Annotated in this window: 19 protein-coding genes and 1 pseudogene; 13 read left to right on the forward strand and 7 right to left on the reverse strand. The window is 60.4% G+C overall.

What is annotated here, in order from left to right:
* Positions 1–484 precede the first annotated feature (484 nt).
* Positions 485–1687, forward strand: a complete 1203-nt coding sequence (locus GWK63_RS06465; protein ID WP_050800653.1) for a cytochrome-c peroxidase — start codon at positions 485–487, stop codon at positions 1685–1687.
* Between the two features lie 401 nt (positions 1688–2088).
* Positions 2089–2271, forward strand: a complete 183-nt coding sequence (locus GWK63_RS06470; RefSeq protein ID WP_166498071.1) for a hypothetical protein — start codon at positions 2089–2091, stop codon at positions 2269–2271.
* 29 nt (positions 2272–2300) lie between these two features.
* Here GWK63_RS06470 and GWK63_RS06475 read toward each other — a convergent pair whose 3' ends face one another.
* Positions 2301–2846, reverse strand: a complete 546-nt coding sequence (locus tag GWK63_RS06475; RefSeq protein WP_223846663.1) for a thioredoxin family protein — start codon at positions 2844–2846, stop codon at positions 2301–2303.
* A gap of 256 nt (positions 2847–3102) precedes the next feature.
* On the opposite strand from GWK63_RS06475, the gene GWK63_RS06480 reads away from it, so the two are divergent.
* On the forward strand, positions 3103–4383 hold the full coding sequence (locus tag GWK63_RS06480; RefSeq protein WP_039998749.1) for an Hsp70 family protein: 1281 nt from the start codon (positions 3103–3105) through the stop codon (positions 4381–4383).
* Between the two features lie 229 nt (positions 4384–4612).
* On the opposite strand, the gene GWK63_RS06485 is transcribed toward GWK63_RS06480, so the two are convergent.
* From GWK63_RS06485 to GWK63_RS06495, 3 genes and pseudogenes are all read right to left on the reverse strand, one after another.
* A complete protein-coding gene (locus GWK63_RS06485) occupies positions 4613–6526 on the reverse strand; it encodes a TonB-dependent receptor domain-containing protein (RefSeq protein ID WP_223846664.1) in 1914 nt (637 codons plus the stop codon).
* Between the two features lie 50 nt (positions 6527–6576).
* Positions 6577–7407 carry an IS5-like element IS1032 family transposase gene (locus GWK63_RS06490; protein WP_039998273.1) on the reverse strand — a complete coding sequence of 277 codons (831 nt, stop codon included), beginning with the start codon at positions 7405–7407 and terminating at the stop codon, positions 6577–6579.
* 71 nt (positions 7408–7478) lie between these two features.
* Positions 7479–8003 (reverse strand): annotated as a pseudogene (locus GWK63_RS06495) (TonB-dependent receptor plug domain-containing protein); the annotation flags it as partial.
* 1043 nt (positions 8004–9046) lie between these two features.
* Between GWK63_RS06495 and GWK63_RS06500 the strand changes: the two are divergent.
* From GWK63_RS06500 to GWK63_RS06515, 4 genes are all read left to right on the forward strand, one after another.
* Positions 9047–10978: a CocE/NonD family hydrolase gene (locus GWK63_RS06500; RefSeq protein ID WP_223846697.1), complete on the forward strand. Its 1932-nt coding sequence runs from the start codon at positions 9047–9049 to the stop codon at positions 10976–10978.
* An 8-nt stretch (positions 10979–10986) separates the two neighbouring features.
* On the forward strand, positions 10987–12510 hold the full coding sequence (locus GWK63_RS06505) for a peptide MFS transporter (protein ID WP_007398201.1): 1524 nt from the start codon (positions 10987–10989) through the stop codon (positions 12508–12510).
* 64 nt (positions 12511–12574) lie between these two features.
* On the forward strand, positions 12575–13357 hold the full coding sequence (locus GWK63_RS06510; protein WP_223846665.1) for a CDP-diacylglycerol diphosphatase: 783 nt from the start codon (positions 12575–12577) through the stop codon (positions 13355–13357).
* Positions 13358–13643: 286 nt separating this feature from the next.
* On the forward strand, positions 13644–14444 hold the full coding sequence (locus tag GWK63_RS06515; protein WP_007398204.1) for an SDR family NAD(P)-dependent oxidoreductase: 801 nt from the start codon (positions 13644–13646) through the stop codon (positions 14442–14444).
* A gap of 21 nt (positions 14445–14465) precedes the next feature.
* Here the strand turns inward: GWK63_RS06515 and GWK63_RS06520 are convergent, their stop codons facing one another.
* Together GWK63_RS06520 and GWK63_RS06525 are read right to left on the reverse strand one after the other, a co-directional pair.
* Positions 14466–14957 carry a DUF3574 domain-containing protein gene (locus GWK63_RS06520; protein ID WP_039998830.1) on the reverse strand — a complete coding sequence of 164 codons (492 nt, stop codon included), beginning with the start codon at positions 14955–14957 and terminating at the stop codon, positions 14466–14468.
* Positions 14958–15126: 169 nt separating this feature from the next.
* A complete protein-coding gene (locus tag GWK63_RS06525; RefSeq protein ID WP_007398206.1) occupies positions 15127–15510 on the reverse strand; it encodes a VOC family protein in 384 nt (127 codons plus the stop codon).
* A gap of 185 nt (positions 15511–15695) precedes the next feature.
* Between GWK63_RS06525 and GWK63_RS06530 the strand changes: the two genes are divergently transcribed.
* Positions 15696–16385 (forward strand): YfdX family protein, encoded by a 690-nt coding sequence (locus tag GWK63_RS06530; RefSeq protein ID WP_007398208.1) that lies wholly within the window; start codon positions 15696–15698, stop codon positions 16383–16385.
* Between the two features lie 195 nt (positions 16386–16580).
* On the opposite strand, the gene GWK63_RS06535 is transcribed toward GWK63_RS06530, so the two are convergent.
* The gene (locus GWK63_RS06535) at positions 16581–17045 is read right to left on the reverse strand and encodes a hypothetical protein (protein WP_034926351.1); all 465 of its coding nucleotides are present in this window, start codon (positions 17043–17045) and stop codon (positions 16581–16583) included.
* A 342-nt stretch (positions 17046–17387) separates the two neighbouring features.
* On the opposite strand from GWK63_RS06535, the gene GWK63_RS06540 reads away from it, so the two are divergent.
* From GWK63_RS06540 to GWK63_RS06560, 5 genes are all read left to right on the forward strand, one after another.
* Positions 17388–17690, forward strand: a complete 303-nt coding sequence (locus tag GWK63_RS06540; RefSeq protein WP_039998753.1) for a con-10 family general stress protein — start codon at positions 17388–17390, stop codon at positions 17688–17690.
* A gap of 152 nt (positions 17691–17842) precedes the next feature.
* Positions 17843–18376, forward strand: coding sequence for a DUF4142 domain-containing protein (locus GWK63_RS06545; RefSeq protein WP_034926322.1), 534 nt, complete (start codon positions 17843–17845; stop codon positions 18374–18376).
* A 946-nt stretch (positions 18377–19322) separates the two neighbouring features.
* A complete protein-coding gene (locus GWK63_RS06550; protein WP_157772012.1) occupies positions 19323–21095 on the forward strand; it encodes a CHASE2 domain-containing protein in 1773 nt (590 codons plus the stop codon).
* A 99-nt stretch (positions 21096–21194) separates the two neighbouring features.
* Positions 21195–21551 carry a hypothetical protein gene (locus tag GWK63_RS06555; protein WP_034932877.1) on the forward strand — a complete coding sequence of 119 codons (357 nt, stop codon included), beginning with the start codon at positions 21195–21197 and terminating at the stop codon, positions 21549–21551.
* Entirely contained in the window at positions 21541–23028 is a 1488-nt protein-coding gene (locus GWK63_RS06560; RefSeq protein WP_083824424.1) for a M48 family metalloprotease, read from the forward strand. The genes GWK63_RS06555 and GWK63_RS06560 overlap by 11 nt, the downstream gene beginning before the upstream one ends.
* Positions 23029–23405: the final 377 nt, after the last annotated feature.

The following is a 23405-nucleotide window of genomic DNA, read 5'->3' on the forward strand; positions in this document are numbered from 1 at the left end:
CGGGACGCAGGTGGACAGCGCCGCCCGGGTGAGAAGGGTGGTTGTCCGATCAGGGTTGAGCTATATCAAAATTATACAAAAGAAAAAGTATTTTATTTGATGGTCATGGTCGATTTCGTGTGAAATTAAGGCAATCCATATGGGGTTGCGTTAATCATTTCCTCGATTTTCACGTATTTTTCGTGAAAAAAATAAAATCCTGACATATCCGCATTGAGATGAATGGCACGCTGCCATGCGTTTTTCAGGCAGACCATGCCACAGCTTCAGGCCCGCCCCGGGACAGGCCGGAACCCGGCGGGGGCAGGGAGGGCGGACCCCCGGCCAAGGGGTAATTTTTGACCCAGTTGCGAGAGTATCGTAACATGGCAGGCCAGAGATGCCGCCATCCGGTCAGGAGGCGGCCAGCCCACGGAGTACGGTACGGGTGTTTTTCCTGTCATGCGGCGTGCCGCCCCGTCCTGTCAGACTGCTGGTTGTGGCCATGGGCATCTGGCTGGCCATGCCGCCAGCGGGGCATGCGACCGACGGGGTTGCGCTGTCCCGACCGCAGGCGCGGGCGCGGGCCACGGCCCTGGGCGCATTGGGGCGGGATCTGTTTCATGATCCGCGTCTGTCGGCCTCGGGGCGCATGGCCTGTGCGTCATGCCATGCGGACGGGCATGCCTTCGCCCAGCCCAACGGGCTGTCCGTGCAGGCGGGGGGGCACCGGGCGGTGCCATCGTTGAAATACCTGCAGGATGTGCCGCAGTTTACCGAGCATTTCTTTGATTCCGATGACGAAGCTGATGAAAGCATCGATAACGGTCCCACCGGCGGCCTGACATGGGACGGTCGGGCGGATACGGCACAGGCACAGGCGCGCATTCCGCTGCTGGCCCCTTATGAGATGGCAAATGCCAGCCCGGCCGACGTGGTCCGCCATGCGCTGGCGGCAGGCTATGGACCCCGGATTGATGCCCTTCTGCTCATGCCGTCCGGTACGGATGCCCGCTTTGCCCTGCTTGCCGAGGCCCTGGCCACCTATCAGCAGGACGGACGCCTGTTCTACCCCTATACCAGCAAATACGATGCGGTGCTGGCGGGCAGGGCACGGCTCAGTCCGCGTGAGGCGCTGGGGCTGCGCCTGTTTGAACAGCCGGACAAGGGCAATTGCGCTTCCTGCCATATCAGCCGCCCCGGGCATGATGGCACGCCCCCGCAGTTTACGGATTATGGGCTGATCGCCCTTGGCGTGCCCCGCAATGACCGGATCGGCCTGAACCGTGATCCCGCCTATTTTGACATGGGCCTGTGCGGCCCCGACCGCACGGACCTTGCCGGTCATCCGGAATATTGCGGGCTGTTCCGCACGCCCTCGCTGCGTAATGTGGCGACCCGGCGGGTTTTCTTCCATAACGGGGTGATCCATTCCCTGCGTCAGGCGGTCGCGTTCTACGTGCTGCGCGATACCCGGCCGCAGATGTGGTATCCTACCGGGCCGGATGGCAGGGTCCACCCCTATAACGACCTGCCGGTGCGCTACCATGCCAATATCAACATGGACCCACCTTTCGGGCCGCAGCCGGGCAACCGGCCGGTTCTGTCGGATGCGGAAATCGATGCCATTGTCGCCTTCCTGCGTACCCTGACCGACGGATATGCCGCGCCGCCGGCCAGCGGGCGGCGTGATGGTCGTGCGCCCTAATCCGGACGGATGGCTGAAAGATGATAAAGGTGCCCTGCGCACCCATCCCCCGTCCGCCCCGGACCGGGGAGCGTTCATGTAGCCCCGCCCGGCTTATGCCGCCGGTCAGGAACGGCGGCCCTGCCCGCAAATGTACCGGCACCGCGAAGGCCGTCGTGGCGATGACCAGCAGCGTGGTATTGAGCAGAAATGGCGGCAGCACTCCCGGCCCGCTCCGGTGGTCCCGCTGGCAGGGCGGTCACTGCCCGGGCCGTGTCCCTGCCGCGGGCCGGTGTTGTTGTTATACCCTTCAATCTGGCCTACATCAGGCCGCGCGGGGATGATAAAGATTCCATGGGCAGGGGAAAGGCAGGGCAATGTTACAGATAATCCGCCAGATCAATGAAGGTCGGACACTGTTGATGAACGCAGGCGTGTTTGCCTGCGTGGTCGCCATGCTCGGCCTGGCCAATCTGGTCTGCCGCTTCATCCTGCATGCGGACCTGTCCTACCTCATGCCGTGGCTGCTGGGCGGGGCGGTGGTGTATGTATTCGGCCCGCCACTGGTGCTGTGGCTGTTTACCGGCCGTTCAGCAGGGGAATAAGGCCCGTGCCGGGTGGCGATCTGGCTCCGTCATGGGTGTTGCGCCCATTCATTCAGCTGGTCGACCATGGCCTGCCCCGACAGGGTGCGGGCATTGCCCAGCGCAAGGGCCCTGTCCCGGTTCAGCAACTGCCCGGTAGGGGTCAGGACCAGTAGCGCGGGAATGGCGCTGATGGTCACGCCATAGTCACGGGCGATATCGGCGTTGGTGTTGAAGCGCGCGCCCTCGGTCGTGGTTCCCGCCGCGCGATCGACATTGATCGTGACGACAATGAAGGTCTGGCTGACCCAGGCGGCAATGGCGGGTTGTGCCAGTACACCGGCCAGTATGCGGCAGTCAGGGCACCAGTTGGCGCCAAAGTCCAGCAGCACTTTCTGTCCCGTCTGCCGCGCCTGCCGGAATGCGGTGTCAACGGATTGCCGCGCCCCGTCCGCCGGACCATAGGGATGGGCAACCGGCACGATCGGCCCCGGGCCAAAAGCGGGCGCGGGCTGTGCCGCGCTGGCGGCGTGGCCCATGGCAATGCAGAGTGTGGCCACCAGGGCCGTTTTGTGCAACAGGGCTGGGTAACGCACGGATATGCCTCCCGCATGGTTTTTATGGCATGCATCCAGAAACGTTCCTGGCTGCGCGGGCATGGATGCCTGTGGCCTCGGTCTGGCCCACAGGCAGGTTATGTGTGGTTTCCCGCAGGGTCAATAAAAATATCAATATAAAAAGTTATATTTATAAATAGCGAATTAGGTCTGTTGTTTATGGTGCCCTTTTGCGTTCCGCCGCATGCGCGATAAAGCAGATGGACAGGGCGCAATGGCGCGATTATGGAGGCGCATGTCTCCTACCCCATCCCCCCGTACCGTGCGGCTTGGCATGGATTTTGGCACGACCAACACGGTTGTGGTCCTGCTTGATGCCCAGGGCAGGCCGCATCCCGCGCGCTTTGCCTTCCCCCATCATGCCGTATCGGAAACCTGCCGCTCGCTCCTGTGCCTGTGGCATGACGCGGAGCAACGCCCCGCGGTGCAGGAAGCTATCGGTGCCGCGGCCATCGATGCCTATCTGGAAGACCCGGCGGAAAGCCGGCTGATCATGTCTATGAAGTCCTATCTGGCGCAGGCATCGTTCCGGCAGACGCGGCTGCTGGGACAGGTCATGACGCTGGAAATGCTCATCGCCCGTTTTCTGGCCTGTCTCATGCGCATGATCGACATCGACCCGGCCACCGTTGTGGCAACGGTTGGCCGCCCCGTGCATTTTGCGGGCGACCGGGCGGATGATGCCCTGGGGGAGGTACGCCTGCGCGCGGGGTTTCAGGCCGCGGGGTTTGGCCAGATCAATGTCGCGCTGGAACCCGAGGCGGCAGGCTGGCACTTCGCCCGGCGGCTGCAGGCCCCTGCCACAGTGCTGGTAGGTGATTTTGGCGGTGGCACGAGCGATTTCTCCATCCTGCGTTTTGATCCCGCCGCGCAGCACCCGGCGCAGCCGCTAGGCTATGCCGGAGTGGGGATTGCGGGGGACCAGTTTGACTACCGCATCATTGACCGGGTCATCGCACCCGCACTGGGACGTAATGGTACCTATCGTGTCATGGGGGGGCAGCCGCTGCCGGTTCCGGCCGAATGGTATGCGCGCCTGGGCCGGTGGCACCGGCTGGCATTGATGCGCACGCCCCAGACCCTGCGCGATATTGCCGATGTGGCCCGCACGGCATCCGAACCGGAAAAGCTTCACGCGCTTATGGACATTATCGATAACCAGCAGGGTCAGGCGCTGTACCGCGCCGTGGGCGCGGCCAAGCGGGAACTGTCCTCTGCCGGGAGTACCGTGCTGGATTACAGGTATCATGACGTGCATATCCACCGCGAGATTACGCGTGCGGAATTCGAGGACTGGATTGCGCCTGACCTGGAGTGTTTCGATGATGCGGTGGAAACGGCGCTGGAACGGGCCGGCCTGCCCGCCAGCGCCATCGACCGCGTGTTCCTGACAGGCGGCACGTCGTTCGTTCCGGCCGTGCGGAACCTGTTTGACCGGCGCTTCGGGGCGGAACGGGTGGACACCGGCAACGAATTCGTATCGGTGGCCGAAGGACTGGCGCTGATGAACGGCTAGTGTGCGCAGTACAACCCGAAGCTGCATCCATCTATGAAAAAAGGGACCGGCGGCGCGCCCGCATGACGCGCCGCCCCCGGTCCCCTGTTATCATGAAAGAATTCCCTGGCAGGGCCAGTTTTACGAAGCCTGCGGGAACGCCGCCTTTAGAAAAGGCGGCGCCCGGATATCCTTATTCCTTCTGCCAGCGCGGCCGGTTACCCAATGTTCCGGTCACGCCGGAGCGGTTTTAGAACTGCGCGGAAACCGAGCCGAAGAACTCACGCGGCGCAGCTACGAACAGGTTGGCGTTGTCATCACCGCTTACGCTGGCCGCACCATAGACGCCACCGATATAGTTCTTGTTGAACAGGTTGGTAATGCCGAACGTCGCCTTGATGTTCTGGGCAAATCCGACCTTGCCGAAGTTGTAGCTGCCGTTGAGGTTGGAGGTCCAGTACGCGGGGATGTACTCGTCATTGGTATAGGTCATGGCCCGGCGGCTGGTATAGGTCACGTTGAAGTTGAACATGGCCCGGCGCCAGTTGTAGGTCAGGTTCGCCTTGTACATGAACTTGGGGTAGTAGACCTGATGCTTGCCCTTCAGGCTGATGTTCGTGCCACCATCGGAAATGCTGCCTTCGTAGACGGCATTGTTCCAGCTGAAGCTGCTGGAAATTTCCAGCCCCTTGACCGGACGGATCGCGCCCATGACATCGGCGCCATTCATGGTTTCACGCCCGACATTCGCCACGGCACCAAACGTCGCGCCGGTCGAGCCTTCCGTCACGGTTGCAATACGGTTGTAGTAGTCGGTGTGATAGAAATCGACACTGCCGGTAAACAGGTGGGAATTGTAGCGATACCCCACGACATAGTTCCAGGTCCGTTCCGGCTTCAGGCTGTTCTTGTTGGCATTGAACACCGACTGCGCGGAAACGGCGGAGGAGCCAAGCCCGCCCCAGATGGTGCCCGAACTGCTCTGCTGCCCGTAATCATAGGCCCGCATGTTTTCGGCAATGTCGAAATACACTTCATGGTGGTCCCTGAAGTGGTAATCGAAATTGAAGTGCGGCAGGAAGGCATTGGCCGCCGTCATGCTGCCCGATGCGGGATGGCTGTAATACGTGCCCCAGTTGGAATAGAGCGCGGTGTTATCGACCTTCGTGCCGCCATGCGTATCCTGCAGCAGCGAACGGAACCCGGCACTGACCGTCATGCCCGGAATGATGTGATACGTATCTTGCAGGAAGAACTGGAATGTATTGGTGTTGAATGAATCCGAGAACCACGTGGCGGCTTCCGATGACTTGAAGGCCCCCAGAGAGGGATGCGCCGCATCCACGCCATCTTCATACATGCGCATGGGATAGTTGAAGGAATCGTTTTCGTACCAGATGCCGGTCTGGATGTCGTTGTCATGCACCTTGATGTTGAAGCTCTGGGTAAAGCCGATACGGCGCACATCGGGGTGGCCGGATTCAAGCGCCATGTCAACGCCGCTGGTGGGCGAGATCAGGAAGGGATTGGTGCCGTTATAGTCACCGTTGGAGACATGCGCGTAGCCAACCGTCTTGGAGGTCACGTTATGGAACAGCTCGAACTCACCCGTAATGGCGGACAGGTAGTTGCGCTGTGACTGCGTGCCGTCATAGGCGTAGTCACCAATCTCGTCATTGCTCAGGATGCCCTGCAGGTTGGAGGGCACGCCACCATTCTGGGCATAATAGGCATATTCCTTTGCAAGGGCATAGTTGGGCTTGAGGTACGTGGTATCACGCCCCATCTTTTCCCACATGTTCTTGGTCAGGCCCATGTAGTTGTACTGGGCAAAATCCGAATAGTCGAAAATCGCGGTAATCTTGCCGCGGTCACCAACCGGCTGTACCAGCTTGAAATTGGCCTGCAGTTCCTGCTGGTCGCCATAACCCTTCCACAGATCCTGATCCGTGCGGGCGAAGGAGGCGTAGAACTTGGTGCCGGTCGAATTCAGCACGCCGCTATCCACGCGCGCAAAGGTGCGGAAGGCGTTGTAGCTGCCGAAGGTCTGGCCAATGCGCCCGCCCGCCTTGTCCTTGGGGTCGGAGGAGGTATAGGTCAGCGCGCCACCCAGCGTCTGGGCCGATGGCGTATCCAGCGCGCCAGCCCCCTGGGACATGGTCATGCCGGACACGTTTTCCTGGATTTCCATCTGGTCGACACTCAGAGCCTGAATCAGAAAGCGGTTTGATTGATTTTTCGCAGAACCCTGCGGATATGGGCAATCATCAACCACGCGTGGGATGAAGAGATTGTTGCCTCGACATCCTTCGTGAGGCGACGGCAGCGTCCGAGCCATGCAAAGCTGCGCTCCACGATCCAGCGTTTGGGCAGGACGACGAAGCCTTCGGCCCGATCGCTACGCTTGACGATCTCGATCGTCCATCGGCCGAGTTCAGCCAGCGCACCACGCAACTTCTCGCCGGCATACCCGCCGTCACCGATCAGATGGCGAAGCCAGGGAAACAATGAGCGTATTCTGGTCGCTACCAGCGGCGCGCCATCACGATCCTGAATGTCGGCGGGATGCACGACGGCTGCCACGACATGACCCAGCGTATCGGTCGTGATATGCCGCTTGCGGCCCCTGATCTTCTTGCCCGCGTCATAACCGCGTGGACCGCCGTTTTCAGCAGTTTTAACCGACTGGCTGTCAATAATGCCTACCGAAGGCGTGGCGTCTCGCCCGTCCTGCTCACGCGACAGGATCACGAGAATATGGTTTATCGCTTCCCATCGTCCCTCGCGGATCCAACGGTAGAAATAGCCCTGCACGGTCGTGAAAGCGGGAAAGTTACGAGGCAATTGTCGCCACTGGCAACCCGTAGTGACGATATAGAGGATCGCCTCCATGACCCGGCGCAAATCCGTACGTCGTGGTCTCCCCAGTCGTTTCTTCTCGGGCATCAAAGGCGCAATCAGCGCCCACTCCGCATCGCGAAGGTCGCTTGCATACTCCAGGTCGTCCCGGCGATACTGCGCGCGGGTGATTTCAGTCCAGGCCATCTTGATCTCATCAGGTTATCGCAAACCCATGAATCATAATCCACTGAAATCACTCAACTCATTTTCGGTCAGACACTCAGGCCGTTCCAGTTATGGAAACCCTGCCCGCCCATGGGGATGCCATCCAGTGTCGCACCAAGCTGGGACTGGTTGAAGCCGCGTACGTACAGTGTATTCGCCACCGTATCCAGACCAAATGCATCATCGGATGCAAAGTTGGCCCCCGGTGTGGTCAGCGCCAGGATCTGGTTCGGGCTTGTGCCCTCCACGAAATGATCCATCTGCTCGCGGGTGACCGCCTGCACGGCGTTATGGGTGTGTACGCGGCCCACACTGACCTTCAGGCTTTCGGGTGTTGCCGATGCGGCAACCGGGCCGGTATCCCGGTGGGTCTGCGCCCGGGTGGCGGCGCGGGCATGGCTGGCAGCGGTATTGCCCGCACGGGCGCGGTGCGCCGCAGGTGCGGGCGTGGCATCACCCGTCTGTGCAGCCGCGATCGCGGCAGGCCCGACGGACAGGAGCCACATAAAGGCGGACCCGGCCAGCAGGGGGCGTCGAGCCAGCTGTCGTCTTTGCCGTCGTAGTATATTTGGCATCAGAGGAACTTCCCAATCGCACCTGACTTCATGGAACGTGTAGGCACATTATTGTCCATGCTGTCATATTGTTGATATGCACACTGCGCGGAATGGAAAAATATAAACGCGCTGTTCATCTTTCTCTCTCCCCCGTGGTCGTATCTGCCTGATTATTGACCACTGCAATGTGCCTTCCATTGGGTTTCATTACAGTATCAGAAGGGGAAATATTCAACGCCGAAAAGAAAATGTACCACACGTCGATGTCTGATGTGGTCAAAATGCAACATTTGGTACATATTATTTAAAACCTTACTTTTATGCATTCCAAACTGTGCGGCGCGTTCACGCCGCGTAGCGGAAATCCGCCAATTGGAAGCCTTTTGGTATATTACAAAACATCCATTTATGAATTTAATATTATATCTTTGCGGCTGATCTTGACGAAATATAAATCTAACAGCGCAAAGGATACGCGCAGGAATAAATAGTTCGCGCCATTTGTAATTACAATATATCCGTCCGGGTGCGTGGTCGGATGACATAAAAAAAATGCAATGCGCGGAATCCCGACCACAACACGGCATGCAGGCCGCATTTCTGTGCCAGAGCGTGGCATGTGGCTCTATTGTCACAGGCCGGACGGGCCGGTTGCGCAGGTTCATTCCGGGTTTCGTCGTATCCGCGCCGGTGGCCTGCCCCCTGTTCGTCCTTCCATTCCGCCATATGGCGGCCGCGTCCGTTACTGGGGCGGGGAACAGGTTTTATTTTTAATTATGTGAAGTTTGGCATGGGCGGAACCTTCATGCCCCTGAATACGGGCGGAAACGTTACGCTATGGCTTGCAAACCCGGGGTTTCGGCGCCCGGGGGCGGTTCATGCCCGACCACCGCGCCGGGCGGATACGGATCTGCGCGTACGTTTTTTTGCATTTGCCGTGCTTGGGAACAGGGGGGGAATATGTATGATCGGCAGCAACATAAATAATACCCTGTCGGTAATTGCGGAGTGATACTGAAGTGAAACGGTTTTCCTGGCGGCGCCTGCCGTCCGTTGCAATGATGATGGTGACCTGTCTTTCATCCGGGGCGCTGGCGGCGCAGGACCCGGCAGGCAGTGCGGATGGCGCATCGCAGGATGTGCAGACCGGGTCCGATATTCCGGCCCATGTCACCTTTCCCACCGCGGCGCGCAACTACATCAAGCGTGACGTGATGATTCCGATGCGTGATGGCGTGAAACTGCATACGGTCATTGTCATCCCGAAGGATGCGGCCAATGCGCCCATGCTGCTGACACGCACGCCCTACCATGCCTCGCAGCGCGCCAACCGCATTCCCGATGCGCCGGACATCCGCTCCATCCTGCCACAGGGCGATGATGCGTTTGTCGAAGCGGGTTATATCCGCATATTCCAGGATATCCGCGGCAAATACGGGTCGGAAGGTGATTATGTCATGACCCGTCCGCCGCGTGGCCCGCTCAACCCGACAAAGACGGATGAGACGACTGATGCGTGGGACACGATTGAATGGCTGGTCCATAACGTACCGCAGGGCAACGGGCGCGTGGGTATGCTGGGTTCGTCCTATGAAGGATTCACGGTCGTCATGGCGCTGCTTGACCCGCATCCCGCGCTGAAGGTTGTGGCCCCCGAAAGCCCCATGGTGGATGGCTGGATGGGGGATGACTGGTACCATTACGGTGCGTTCCGTCAGGCGGGGCTGGACTACTTTACCGCCCAGATGACCGTGCGCGGGGAGGGCGGTACCATCCCGCGTGTCGATCATGACGACTATACCAATTTCCTCAACGCAGGCTCGGCGGCCCGGTTCGCGCATGATGCGGGGCTGGACCAGTTCCCGTGGTGGCAGCGCATGCTGGCGCATCCGGCCTATGATGCCTTCTGGCAGCAGCAGGCGCTTGATCACCTGCTGGCCCAGCGCAAGGCCACCGTGCCCATGCTGTGGGAACAGGGCCTGTGGGATCAGGAGGACATGTGGGGCGCCATCCATTCATGGCAGGCATTGCAGGCGGCAAAGCCCGCCGTGCCCAACGTGCTGGTCATGGGGCCGTGGCGGCATAGCCAGGTAAACTATAACGGGTCCTCACTGGGGCCATTGCAGTGGAATGGTGATACCGCATCTCAGTTCCGCCATGACGTGCTGCGCCCGTTCTTTGACCAGTACCTGCGCCCCGGTGCGGCCCCCGTCCACCTGCCGCAGGCCATCATCTACAATACGGGTGAAAACCACTGGGATTATATCGATCACTGGCCCAAGGCGTGCGAGGCGCACTGCACCCATCCGCTGCAGCCCTTCTTCATGCAGGCGGGGCAGGGGCTGTCCACCAGCAGGCCAGGCCAGTCCACGCAGGGCGGTCAGGGCATGGACCAGTACATATCCGACCCGGCGCATCCGGTTCCCTTCCTGCCGCGTCCGTTCGCCTTTCCCACCGATTCAGACCGCTGGAAGACATGGCTGGTGCAGGACCAGCGCTTTACCGAAAGCCGCCCCGATGTGCTGACCTATGAAACCCCGGTGCTGACGGCCCCGGTAAGGGTAAGTGGCGTGCCGGTGGCCGACCTGTATGCCGCCACCACCGGGTCGGACGCGGACTGGGTGGTCAAGGTGATTGACGTCAATCCCCCCACCACCGCCGACCGCCCCGAAATGGGGGGGTATGAACTGGCGGTTTCCATGGATATTTTCCGTGGCCGCTACCGGCAGGGCTTTGACAGGCCCACCGCCGTGACCCCGGGCGAGATCACGCAGTACCGCTTCACGCTGCCCGCCGTGAACCATGTGTTTGAACCGGGGCACCGGATCATGGTCCAGATCCAGTCCAGCCAGTTCCCGCTTTATGACCGTAACCCGCAGAAATTCGTGCCCAATATCCTGAAGGCCGACAAGGCGGATTTTATCACGGCTACCCAGAGCATCTATCGTGATCCCGCCCATTCCAGTGCCGTATGGCTGCCGGTGGTACCCTGAGCGCGGAGATGGCTGGGCAGATCAGTGAAACGGGCGTGGCGTCATCCCCCACGTCCGGTCCGCGCCCGCAATCCCGGGCGCCCGCCTTCCATGTCGTGCTGGCGATAGAGATATGGGAGCGATTCGGTTTTTACGGCATGCAGGCCATCCTGCTGCTGTACATGATCCAGAAACTGGGCATGCGGGATGCGCAGGCCAACATGCTGTGGGGCAGTTTTGCCGCCATGACCTATGCCGCCCCGGTTGTGGGCGGCTGGCTGGGTGACCGGGTCCTGGGTTCACGGCGGACGATGGTGGTGGGCGGTATCGTGCTGGCGACGGGCTACCTGCTGCTTGGCGCGCTGAGTGGTACCGCCCGCGCGCTGTTCGTCAGCATGGCCGTGATTGCGGTCGGCAACGGCCTGTTCAAGCCCAATTCATGCAATATGGTGAACATCATCTATCGCGGGCAGGACCAGAAACTGGATGTTGCCTTCACGATATATTACATGTCGGTCAATATCGGCTCCACCTTCTCGCTTTTCCTTGTCCCGCTCGTGCAGCAGTATTTTGGCTGGGCGGCGGCCTTCATGTTCTGCGGCGCGGGGCTGCTGCTGGGGGTAGGGGGCTATTTCATCCGCCAGCGTCGGCTGGAGGCCATCGGTACCGCGCCTGATTTCCGGCCGCTGCCATGGCGGCATGGCCTGCTGGTTGCGGGCGGGGCCGGGGTGGTGATCGCGCTGATGGCGCGGGTCTTTGCGTCCACTTCCATCCAGGGGGTGCTGGTGGTCGCATCCGGCATGGTGATCATCCTTGTGTGGATGACGGTGTACGCACGGGCGGCGGCGCATGAACGGCCGGGGTTGCGGATCATGTATCTGCTTACCTTTCAGGTGGCGCTGTATTTCGTGTTCTACCAGCAGATGGTAACGTCCCTTACCCTGTTCGCGCTGCGCAATGTGGGCAAGGATTTCACACTGCTGGGCGTGCGTCTTTTTTCCATGTCGGCCGGGCAGTTCCAGGCGTTCAACCCGCTATGGATTATGCTGGGCACGCCATTGCTGATCACGGCCTATAACTGGCTGGGGCGGCGCAGGGCGGACATCAGCATCGCGGGCAAATTCGTCATCGGCTTTTTCTGTGTCACGCTTTCGTTCCTGGCGTGGTGGCTCAGTACCGTGCTGTCGCCTTCGGCCTATGTCTCGCCATGGGTGATGCTGTTTGGCTATGGCCCGCTTTCCATAGGCGAACTCATGATCAACAGCCTTGGGCTTGCGGCCATCGCGCGCTACGTGCCCGCGCGCATCAGTGCCTTCATGGCGGGATGTTATTATGTGCTGATCGGCTTTGCCATGTATGTCGGCAGTATTGTCGCCAACATGGCGGCGGTGGACAATGCATCCGGGCTGGATGCCGCACGCACGCTGATGATCTATGGCGGCCTGTTCCGCACCCTCGCCTTCATGGCGGGGGCGGCTACGGTGGTGTTCGCCCTGCTGCTGCCCGTGGTCAGACGATGGGAGGGGGCCAGCATCGGGGCACGGAGGCCCTAGCCCGCGGCAGGCGCGGGTGTCCTGCCGCGCCGGGGCTGGTTTTTTTCGTTACGGTATGCCCATCATGGCAGGCGCGCTGGGGGTGGGAGAGCGGATGAAACGGATGGGAGTAGTGGCCGGACTTGTACTGGCCCATATCGTGGCGGGCAGTGTCCCGGCCCATGCGGACCCGGATGTGCTGTGGCATATCGTGCATGAACGCTGTGACGTACCACCCGGTGCGGCCCATGCGGGCATACCGTGCGAGGAGACGGACCCCCACGCGGGCTATGCCGTGCTGAAGGATCGGGAGGGCGCCACCCAGTACCTGCTGATTCCGACCCGACGGGTAACCGGCATGGAAGATCCCGCCATTATCCGTGATGATGCGCCCGACTACCTTGCCCATGCCTGGCGGCAGACCGCGCGGGTCAACCGCAGGCTGCCCCGTCCCCTGCCGCCCGAGGACCTGTCACTTGCCATCAATTCGCTCTATGGCCGCAGCCAGAACCAGTTGCATGTGCATGTTGACTGTATCCGTCCCGATGTGAAGGTGGCGCTGCACTGGGCGCTGCCCCGTCTGGGGCCGGGCTGGGTCACGCTGCCGCTGGATGGGCATCCGTACCGTGCCCGCCTGCTTGCGTCCTCCAGCCTGTCCGGCGTACGGCCGCTGGGCATGCTGGCGCGCGAAATGGCCGATCCCGCGCATGAAATGGGCTTTCATACGCTGGTGATTGCGGGAATTGTCCTGGCCGGGGGGCAGCAGGGCTTTGTCATGCTGGACGACCGCGCGGACCCGCATGCCGGTGACCGTGCCTCGGGCGAGGACCTGCAGGACCATACCTGCCAGATCCAGCATTTTCCCTAGAGACTGCCTGATAACAGACACTTGATTCAAAACAATAAAAATTTCCGGATGCCGCCATTTTTCAAAAAGGCGGCATGTCCTGAAGCATTTCGGGGCCGTTCCATCATATGACCTGTCTGGGTCCCGGTCGTGCATGCCCGGCATTAGGCGGGTTTCACGTTTTCCTGTAATGTCATGACAGAGAACCGCCTGGGGTGTGAACCGTTCTGTCCCCCTGTGGCGGGCGCAGGCAGGCTTTCGGGGTTTCGGCCTGCGTTGAACATGTTCGACAATCAGGGAAACATACATGTCTGGTGAGCATCTTCCATTTTCCGGAAAAGTGGCGCTTGTGACGGGTGCGGCTGGCAATATCGGTCTGGCAACGGCAAGGCGGCTGGCCCTGATGGGCGCGGACCTGGCACTGCTGGATCTTGACCATGCGAAGCTTGAACAGGCGCGTGCGGACCTGAAAGGCCATGACGTGCGCATCAGCATCCATGCCTGTGACGTGACGGACAACACGCAGGTCAGCCAGGTGGTTGACGCCGTGGTGCGCGGGATGGGGCAGATTGATTTCCTGTTCAACAATGCCGGCTATCAGGGGGCTTTCGCACCCGTGCAGGATTATCCGGAAGCCGATTTTGCCCGTGTCATGCAGATCAATGTATGTGGCGCGTTCCATGTATTGCGGCATGTGGCGGCGCATATGGTCACGCGCGGGTTTGGCCGGATTGTCAATACCGCAAGCATGGCGGGCGTGCAGGGGCCGCCGAACATGGCGGCCTATGGTGCGTCCAAATTCGCCATCATCGGCCTGACGGAAGTGGCGGCCAAGGATCTGGCGCCCCATGGCATCCGTGTCAATGCCATAAGCCCCGCCTTCATGGGGCCGGGCTTCATGTGGGACCGGCAGGTGGAACTGCAGGCCAGGGCGGGCAGCCAGTATTTCTCCACCGACCCGACGGAGGTCGCGCGCCAGATGATCGGCAGCATTCCCATGCGCCGCTATGGCAGTATTGATGAAATACCGGGTGTGGTCGCTTTCCTGCTGGGCGAGGATTCCAGTTACATGACCGGCGTGAACCTGCCCATTTCCGGCGGGATATGAACAGGCAGGTTTCGGTGGCTGCTAGAACGCGGCGCAGCCTGCCGTTACCACCAGCCCCACGGACTGCTGGGCAAAGCGCTGGCGGTAGACCTGCCGGATGGTATCAAGCCGTGCCTGCAGGTCTGGCGCGGGCGGGGTGACGATCCATACGATCCGGGAGGGTTCGCGGCCGACCCTGCCGCTGACGCGGTTCTGCCACTGCCCGTCGCCACGCAGGACGGTCAGGCCCGCAGGAAAGCGCGGGGTCACGACCTCACGCATGAAGGTGTTCCATTCGCGTGTGGTGATGCGGCCGCCGCCATCGGGGCGGTGCTGGCCGAACAGAAGGGTGATTTCCACCTGTGGCTCCGCCTGCAGCCCCATGCACGGCACGGGCTGGGCTGCGGCATCGGGCACCCGTGCCACGCAGGGGGAGGCGGCAAGGGGGGCCAGCCCCGCCAGCACGGCAATGCACAGGCCCCGCCATCCCCATATGGAAAAAGAAGGAGAAGGCGATGTCCCCGCTGCCGTCATGTCATCTGTCCCTGTTGCCGCGCTGGCGCGCATGAAGTCAGGGGCAGGATACTGTCTTTTGCGGCACCGTGCCAGCCCCGGCCGGATCGAAGGGTCATCCATGGCAATATGTGGGAACGCGGTGAATGTTCCCTTCTTTCCGTTTGCCGTCATCCTGCCCGGGACGGTTTTACGCCTTGACGCGATGGAGCGCGCACAGCTTGTTGCCGGTCGGGTCGCGCAGATAGGCAAGATACAGGTCGCCCGTGGGCAGGTGGCGGATGCCCGGCGGGTCTTCACAGGTCACGCCGCCATTGGCCACGCCTGCCGCATGCCATGCATCGACCGCCTGTTCGGAAGCGGCGGCAAAGCCGATGGTGCCACCATTGGCCGCCGTGGCCGGCTGGCCATTGACGGGTCTGGTCACGATCAGGCGGCCCGTGTCGGTTGCATAGACCAGCCGGCCTTTGGCATTGACTTCTGCAGAAGCCACGCCAAGGGCACCCAGCGTTGCGTTATAGAATTTCCTGGAGGCCGCGATGTCATTCGAACCGATGGTGATATGGCTGAACATGGATGCTTCCTGTATGATGGAACGGAGCGCGATCATGGCATGGCCGCCGTTCTGGCGACAACCATGCCTGTTGCCATGCGGGCCGGTAACAGGATGGACCGGGATACGAAATTTTGTAACACTCTGTCATGACCGGCGATAAGGCTGGTCCGGACCGGATATCAGCTAGGCTGAAAAGGAAAAACATGCGTTTTATTGCTTCACTGGCCATCACGGCAGGTCTGGTTGCGGCACCGTTTGCCGCACAGGCGGCGTCGCTGCATACGGATTGGGAAAAATACAAGGCCACCCGTGCCTTCAATCACCTGTCAGCGGATGGCCAGCGCGCGATGGTCGATATCCTGAACGCAAAGCAGGTGCTTGACGCGGGCCAGACCGAGCAGGCCATCCCCGCCCTGTATGACGCCACCAGGCGGCTGACCGCGGCAGGCAAGGCCAATGCCAAGTTCATGGCCGCCGAAACCGCCCTGCATCCTGCCCCGCAGCATCCCGTTGCCAGCACCCATGTACCGGGCACGACCCCGGTAACATGGATCCCTGTTGGCGGGGAAATTGTGGGGAGCGAGACGCTGGCACCGGAAAAGAAGGCGGCCATCGCCACCGCCAACAGCCAGCTTCAGGCCGGCAATACCCAGCAGGCGGCCCAGAGCCTGCAGGTGGTGGGCGAGGATGCCGATTTCATCCTGGCGCTGGCCCCGCTTGAGCAGACGCAGGGTGCCATCAACCGTGCCAGCGTGTTTACCGAAGCCCGCAACCCCAGGGAAGCCTCCGCAGCCCTGCAGCAGGCCCTGGACGGACTGGTGTTCGTGTCGGAAGATTTTGCCGAGACGGCCATCCCGGCACAGGGCGGCAGGAACGCCGCACCCGGCAAGTAAGCGCGCGCCGGTCTTTACGTCACGTATTGACCGGCAATCCTGTCAGAACCGGAACGCCGCCTTTGACAGCAAAGGCGGCGTTTCCTGTCTTTTCCTGAAAACAGGTTCCGCCAGGAATTGTCATGATCTGCGGCGCATCGCAACGGCGGGAGTCCGCAACGCATGCCGGCGGGCGCATGCGGCGTTACCGTTGGGTCAGTCGCCTCCTACCTTCTTCTTTTCGCGTTCGGCATCCACGCTCATGCGCTGGAATGCCCCCAGGGAAAGCACGATCAGCGTCGCCACCACCAGAAGCCCCGCGGGGTAAAGGATTTCCGTCGGTTCATTGGCCTTGGTCTCAAAAACGCCAACCAGCCCTTCTATGAATACGGCTATGATAATGGTGGTGATGAATTTGGTCAGGCTGGCACGGGCCTCGCCCAGGCTTTTCTTGCCGCTGGTCTGGATGACTTCCTCTTCCACGAAATACTTGGCCACGTCAAACACGGCCACTGCAATCACGACATAGCTTATGGTCTGCAGGATGGCATTGCGCCCCGCATGCCATGACCGCCCGAGCGCGGCCACAAGGTCGATCATCCCGAATATGAGAAGGGCAAGCGCCAGCAGCATCAGCATGATGCTGGCGCAGGCGAAGGCAAAGCGTGACAGGTGCTGCATCATGTATTTCCCTGTTCTGCCGGTTGCGGGGTTCACGCCCACACATGCGTCTGCCGCCCCCCGGTTTCAAGCGCGCGGAATGGATGGCGCGGGTCGGGACAGTGGCAAAAATATGAAGATGGATATTTATATTGTGAATTCGATACGTATTGAGTTCACTTACCAATGAATATTTATTTTTTATTTTAAATAAAAATGAAACCGGTCGATGAAAACCCCGTTGGGGTCTGCACAGCGCGCCCTGCCGGCGATTGCTTTCCCATCCGGTCCCTCCGGGATGCGGGCATGGAGAAAAAACAAGGATCCCGTGTTGCCGCTGTGATCTGGAAAAGGTGAACGATCATGGTTTATCGCATCAACCTGCACGAGCGCACCAGTATACCCTCCCTGGCACCGGCGGATAGCCGAGGGGGTAACAATCCGGGCAACTTTGCCAATGACCGCAAGAAGGCGTCCGAAGCGGGCCACAAGGGGGGCCAGCACAGTTCGGGCAATTTTGCCCGGGACCCCGCCAGGGCGGCTGAAGCGGGCCGGAAGGGTGGCCAGCACAGCGCTGGCAATTTTGCTGAAAACCCGCAGCGCGCGGCGGAAGCCGGACGCAGGGGCGGCCAGCACAGTCATGACCACGACCACGAAAAGTCCTGAACTGTCAGGCGGAACCCGACAGGGTTCCGCCTTCCATGCCCTGCGGCCCGTGCGCCGCCCGGAGGGGAAACCATCTGGTTGCCATCCACGCCGGCGTGATGGCATGCACCGTACAGACAGGGATTTTATTTATAAATAGAAAGTAATTCCCAATGAAAAAAAGAAAAATGGCAATACTTGGGCTGGCCCTGTGCATGTCCGTGCCAGCGATGGCGCAGTCCATACCGGAAAAGGCGGGAATCAACTCCCTGATGGGTGTCGCGCCCCGCACGGCCGATTTTGTCCAGATCGCCACGATCAGTGACATGTTTGAAATACAGTCCAGTGAACTGGCGCTTCAGAACCACGATCCCGCGCTGACAGGTTTTGCCACGCGCATGATCGAGGATCACAAAAAGACATCCGCCGCCCTGCAGGACCTGCTGCACAGCGGCAACGTACAGCTTGCCCCGCCCACGGCCCTGGATGAAAGCCACCAGGACATGCTGGACAAACTGAAAAGCCTGCACGGCCGCGATTTTGCCCTGCAGTACCGAAGCGACCAGATTACGGCGCATCAGGATGCCGTATCGCTGTTCCGGCGTTATGGCGAAGGTGGCGAGAACGCAAGTCTCAAGACATGGGCCAGCAATACCCTGCCCACGCTTGAAAACCATCTGCAGGCGGCACGCGCCCTGCCGCAGTAAACATGGCACATGCCGCTATACGGCGCATCCTGCGGGCCGATGGAATGCAGGGTTCGTACAGCATGGCATGCCGGATACAGGAGAAGGAATTATTCCAATGGCATACAGATCGGATGGCACAGATCGGTCGTCACGTCCCGCCGGTGAGGATCGTGACCTTCCCCTTGCAACTTCCCAGCAGAAAAAACACGTCCTTATTGTCGGATGCATGGTTGTGTTCTTTGCTACGCTGATCGTTACGGCATGCCTGTATTTTCCGCATATCCCGCTTCCCCGCTTCTGACTGACGGGGCAGGGGGCATGCACCTTCTGCTCTGCCCATGACCATGTGGTTCTGTTGCCATGCCGCCATCGTGGCCAGGGTCAGTGCGCGGGTGGCCCTGACCGGACTGCGCGCGGGTCCATGAACGCCCCCTTTCGCAGGGGGTGTTTTTTTATGCGCTCAGGATATTCCGGTCGAGCCTGTATTTTTATCAAGGTACTGTTTTCAGGACTGTTTGATATCGCATAAGGTCTGTCGCAACGGGATGATATTATGGCGGGCATGTATGAAAATTTCCTCGAATAATAAATAAATCCTACTGCAATATATTGAAGCACAAATTTTCGTATTTTCGATAAAAAACACAAAAGAAGTCGTATTGATCAGGACCAGATAGATCCAGATTGCCATGGAACGGCCTGAAGGAATGGAAAAAATTCCTGTTTTCCATCATATGACCGGCTTGATAGCTTTTTTATAACTATAGGGTTTATAAATTATAACGCCGTTTACCTGCATGAAGCGGTTGACAGGCTCTGTTAAAAAACGTAACAGGCGATTTTCAACCTGATTACACATAGTATTGCATTGTCAGATTCATTAAACCCACGCCCGTTTGTTACGGTAGAATCCCGCAAAGTCCGTTCCTGGTGGCATCCTGTATGTTACTTCGGAATAATGATCATGTTCTGGGTGCTGTTCAAACTGCTTGATCCGCTGGCAATGGAAAGTGCCACCAAGCAGTCATCCGCCCGTTTCCTGGCCGGTCTGTCCGATGCGTTCTATGGCATGCAGGATTCACCCGCGCGGGACCGTATCTCCGTGGTCGAAGTGACGGACAAGGACCTGAGTGGCGAATATTTCGCAACAACATGGCCGCTGACCTACGCCCGCCATGCCGAGGTGATTGACCGCATGCTGGATGCCGGCCCCGCGGCCATCATGGTTGATATCCGTTTCAATGCCGAACGTGCGGGCGAAAGCCTGCAGGATACCTTCGGCCCGGTCATCGCACGCGCGAAACGGATGGGGGTGCCGCTGTTCTTTGCCCGTGGCCAGTTGGGCGGGGGCTATGACGATCTGCCCGAACCGCTGACGCAGTCCCAGATCATCAATGGCTGGAAAATGCCCGCCGGTTTCTATCCGCTCCTGCTTGCGCCGCCCCCGCCGCAGGCGTCTGGTGATGAGGACGGTGGCGACGGGGAAGAAGGGGAGGACGCGCCCAGGACCGTGCCGGTCGGCGCCTTCGCGCTGTATCGGACGCTCTGTGCCTCCGGCTGGCAGAAATCCTGTCCGGCGGATATGTCCGAACATACATTCGGGCAGCCGCTGGTGGAACGCTGGGGCCTGCGCGCGCCCAGATACCAGGATTTGTATGCCAAGACCGACGGCTGCCTGCCCGATATCCATGATATGCCCGTACTGCGTGTATGGGACGCCGCACGTATCGGGGCGCGTGCCCTGTTTGGTTATTTCAGCAAGGATATCCGCCAGAAATGCCAGTACCATCTGACGGTCCCGGTGCGGTATCTGGACCGGAACCTGGAACCTGATGTCAGGAATCTGGAACCCGCCTTCAGGAACCGGGTGGTGTTTTACGGCACCCACATCAATGGCGACCACGATGTGGTGGATGTTCCCATGATCGGTCAGGAACCCGGGGTTCATGAGCATGCCATGGCCCTGGACAACCTGCTGACCTATAACGAACGTTATTTTCGCGAACCGGGTGAGTGGATCAGTACCAGGTGGCTGAAGATTGATTCGGCTGAATGTCTGGAATTCGTCGTCTGGCTTTTTATCGCCGCCTACAGCTACAGCATGATCCACGAACCGGTTTCCGTAAGCGCGCGTGCCAGCCGGGTCCTGACGGCGGCCTGCGTGGCCATGTCCGTCCTGCTGGGGGTGGCGACCAGCCTGTACGCCACGAACCCGGACCGGTGGCATATGCTGATGCTGCCGGCGCTGGGCCTGTTTGGCGTGGCCCTGGCGGCCTGGGCATATGCCCATCATGTAACGCGCAGCATCGGGCAATGGATAAGCACGAACCGCAGCCGTGCCATAATGGTGGCAGTCGTGTTTTCCGCCAGCCTGCTGGGGGTGGATGTCGGGCTGCTCCGTCACGGTACCTACGGGTTCTGGGCGCTGTTCCTGGTCTATGGCCTGCTGGCGGTGCTGCTGTGCCTGTCCATCCTTACTTCCGCTTCGAATGACCAGAATACGGGAAAGGAGAGAGAAAAAGGTAAACGGTATTATTTCAGCAAGCTGTTGCTTAGTGTGACCGTCGTGGCCGTGATGTTTGTCATTAACGAGGATTTACTGCTCTGGCCCATGGAAGACTGGATCGGTTTTGTCCTGCTGTGGCTGGCGCTGAGCGAGACGGGCGAGGATACGGGTTTTGTATGGAGCGTACTGACCCCGCTGACGGGTGAGAAAAAGCCCGAGGAAAACAGTTAGGCCACACAGTCCGATGCAGGTCCGCAGGCAGCATCGGCTGCCGGTGGCCGGTCCATTTCTCCAAATCCAACCTTAATACAGGATATGAAGAGTTTAAAAATGAAGAAGTATTTTATTGCCATGGCTCTGGCCATTCTGCCGTCCATCGCTTCGGCCGCGACGGTTCTGGGTACATTTGATCTGCCGACCGTCACCAGTTTTACCGCCAATGGCAAGCCGGCAGACAGGATTCCGGCATCAGCCGTTATTGGCAAGCCGGTCGTGGGTATTGTGCCGGGTGCTTACAAGCTGCTGAAGATCCAGACGGACCAGGGGGTCGTGCTTGTCCGTCCCGCCGCGGTCAAGGTTGATGTGCCGCCCAGCAGCCTGCCGATGCTGACGTGCAAGCAGGGCATTGCCCCCGGTATCGTCACCAGCCAGATGCGTGGCAGCAACGGCCTGACGGATGGATGCTGAACCAATGGCGCGCAGCTTCCTTTCACGCCTGGGCCTTGGCCTGTGCGGCGCGGCGGTACTGACCGCCCCCGGCCTGCCGGGTACGGCACAGGCAAAGGGCAAATTCATTGAGGGGGTCAGCGTTCCCGCGGCCTATCCGCCCCCACCGCCCGAGACACTGGCCCTGGCGCCGTTCAACCTGCAGGAAACCGGGACGTTTAACGATCCCTCGACAGAGGCCTATCTGCGCAGGATCGTGAACCACCTGCTGGAGGGGTGGAACGGGCCCCGGCCTGAAATCCCCATTTTCCTTGTACCCAGCATGTCATTTGCCAGCGAGGTCTCGGCCGGTGGCGTGATGTTCGTCTATGCCGGCACGCTTGATTACATGCGCAAGACTCCCGACGTACAGACGGAGGACATGATCGCCTTCGTGCTGGCGCATGAACTGTCCCATATCCTGCTGGGCCACACCCGCCACCGCACCGAAACACAGAACACGACCCAGCGTGTCATGGGGGGGATTGACCTTGCGGCGTCCATTGCGTCCAAGCTCAATATCGGTGGCGCCGGGCAGATGGCGCAGATGGCGCTTCTGTCCGATTTTGGCAGCAACCTGCTGACGGCACAGGCAGCCTTCCCCGCCTGGTCGCGCAAGCAGGAAAAGGAAGCCGACGTCATGGCGGTCGACCTTATGGCACGGGCCGGTTACGAGCTTGATGCCGCGTCGACCATGCTGGGACTGATCGCGCAGGATGAGGAACAGCTCAAGGCACAGAAGGCCAAGGGCCAGAAGCGCCTGTTCGAAGCCGGTCGCACGCGCAATGCCAGCGGGCAGCAGGGTTACGGCGTGCAGGTCAATACCGGTGCGTGGCTGGTGCGCAACTGGGATGCGCTGGCGGGAACGCACCCGGCGGCCTCCGCCCGGCAGGAACATGTGGCGCAGTACATTGCCCATAATTATGGCGATGTGGTCAATCCCGAACATCGGGCCCCATTCCAGCAGTTCATCAAGACCGCCCACATGCAGACCATGCTGCTGGACGTGCAGAGCCTGAACGGGATGGCTGACCAGATACAGGCGAAGAATTTCGGGGCGGTCGTGGCGGAACAGGCCCGCCTGCACGCGCCGGTGGCCAACAGCCAGCTTTCGCTGTTTTATGGCGCGGTGGGCAATGATGGCGTGCATCACCTCTCGCCGGTGGCGATCAGCATGATCGAGCGCGGGGCCAGTCGCCCCGACGTCACGCGCCAGATTGCGCTGCTCAAGTCTTCCTACCTGGAAGGCCAGAACAAGAACGATCAGGCTCTTGCCTACCTGGCCAAGATGCAGGCGGCTTTCGAGGATTCTTCATTCTATATCTACCGTATTCATCTGTTGCGTAAGATGAACCGCACCAACGATGCCGGCCTGCTGGCCATGGAATGCGTGGGGCATGGCGATACGTCGATCCGTGATGCCTGTGTTGCCGCCAGCAAGGGAGAGGACGGCGGCTGATCCGGCATCAGCCCCTTCTTGATGATGATCCCCACGGGTTCAGTCCCGTTCGGGGCAGTCGTGGTTGCTACCCGGCGGTAGGGGCAGGCCGCAACACCTGCTTCCCGTCCTGTCCTGTGGGGCTGGCATATCCTGAAAGTGCGGCGCGGGCTGGCTGTCGCTGCCCCCCGCCCCGCGTTCTGGATGATGGACAGGCAACAGCATGCTGCTCATATGGCCGGTGTCACGGTCGGTCCGCTGTCCCGATGCGCGGTATCGCAGCCCCGCAGGGGTGGAAGATGGAGCAGGTTCCGGCCGCGATGCCGCCTGTGGGCCGGATGCGTCCGGTCCCGCACCGGGACGCATGTCTCCATGCCCGTTAACAGGGCCGGAGCAGA

The sequence above is a fragment of the Komagataeibacter rhaeticus genome, from assembly GCF_011611525.1.
GTDB classification, from domain to species: domain Bacteria; phylum Pseudomonadota; class Alphaproteobacteria; order Acetobacterales; family Acetobacteraceae; genus Komagataeibacter; species Komagataeibacter rhaeticus.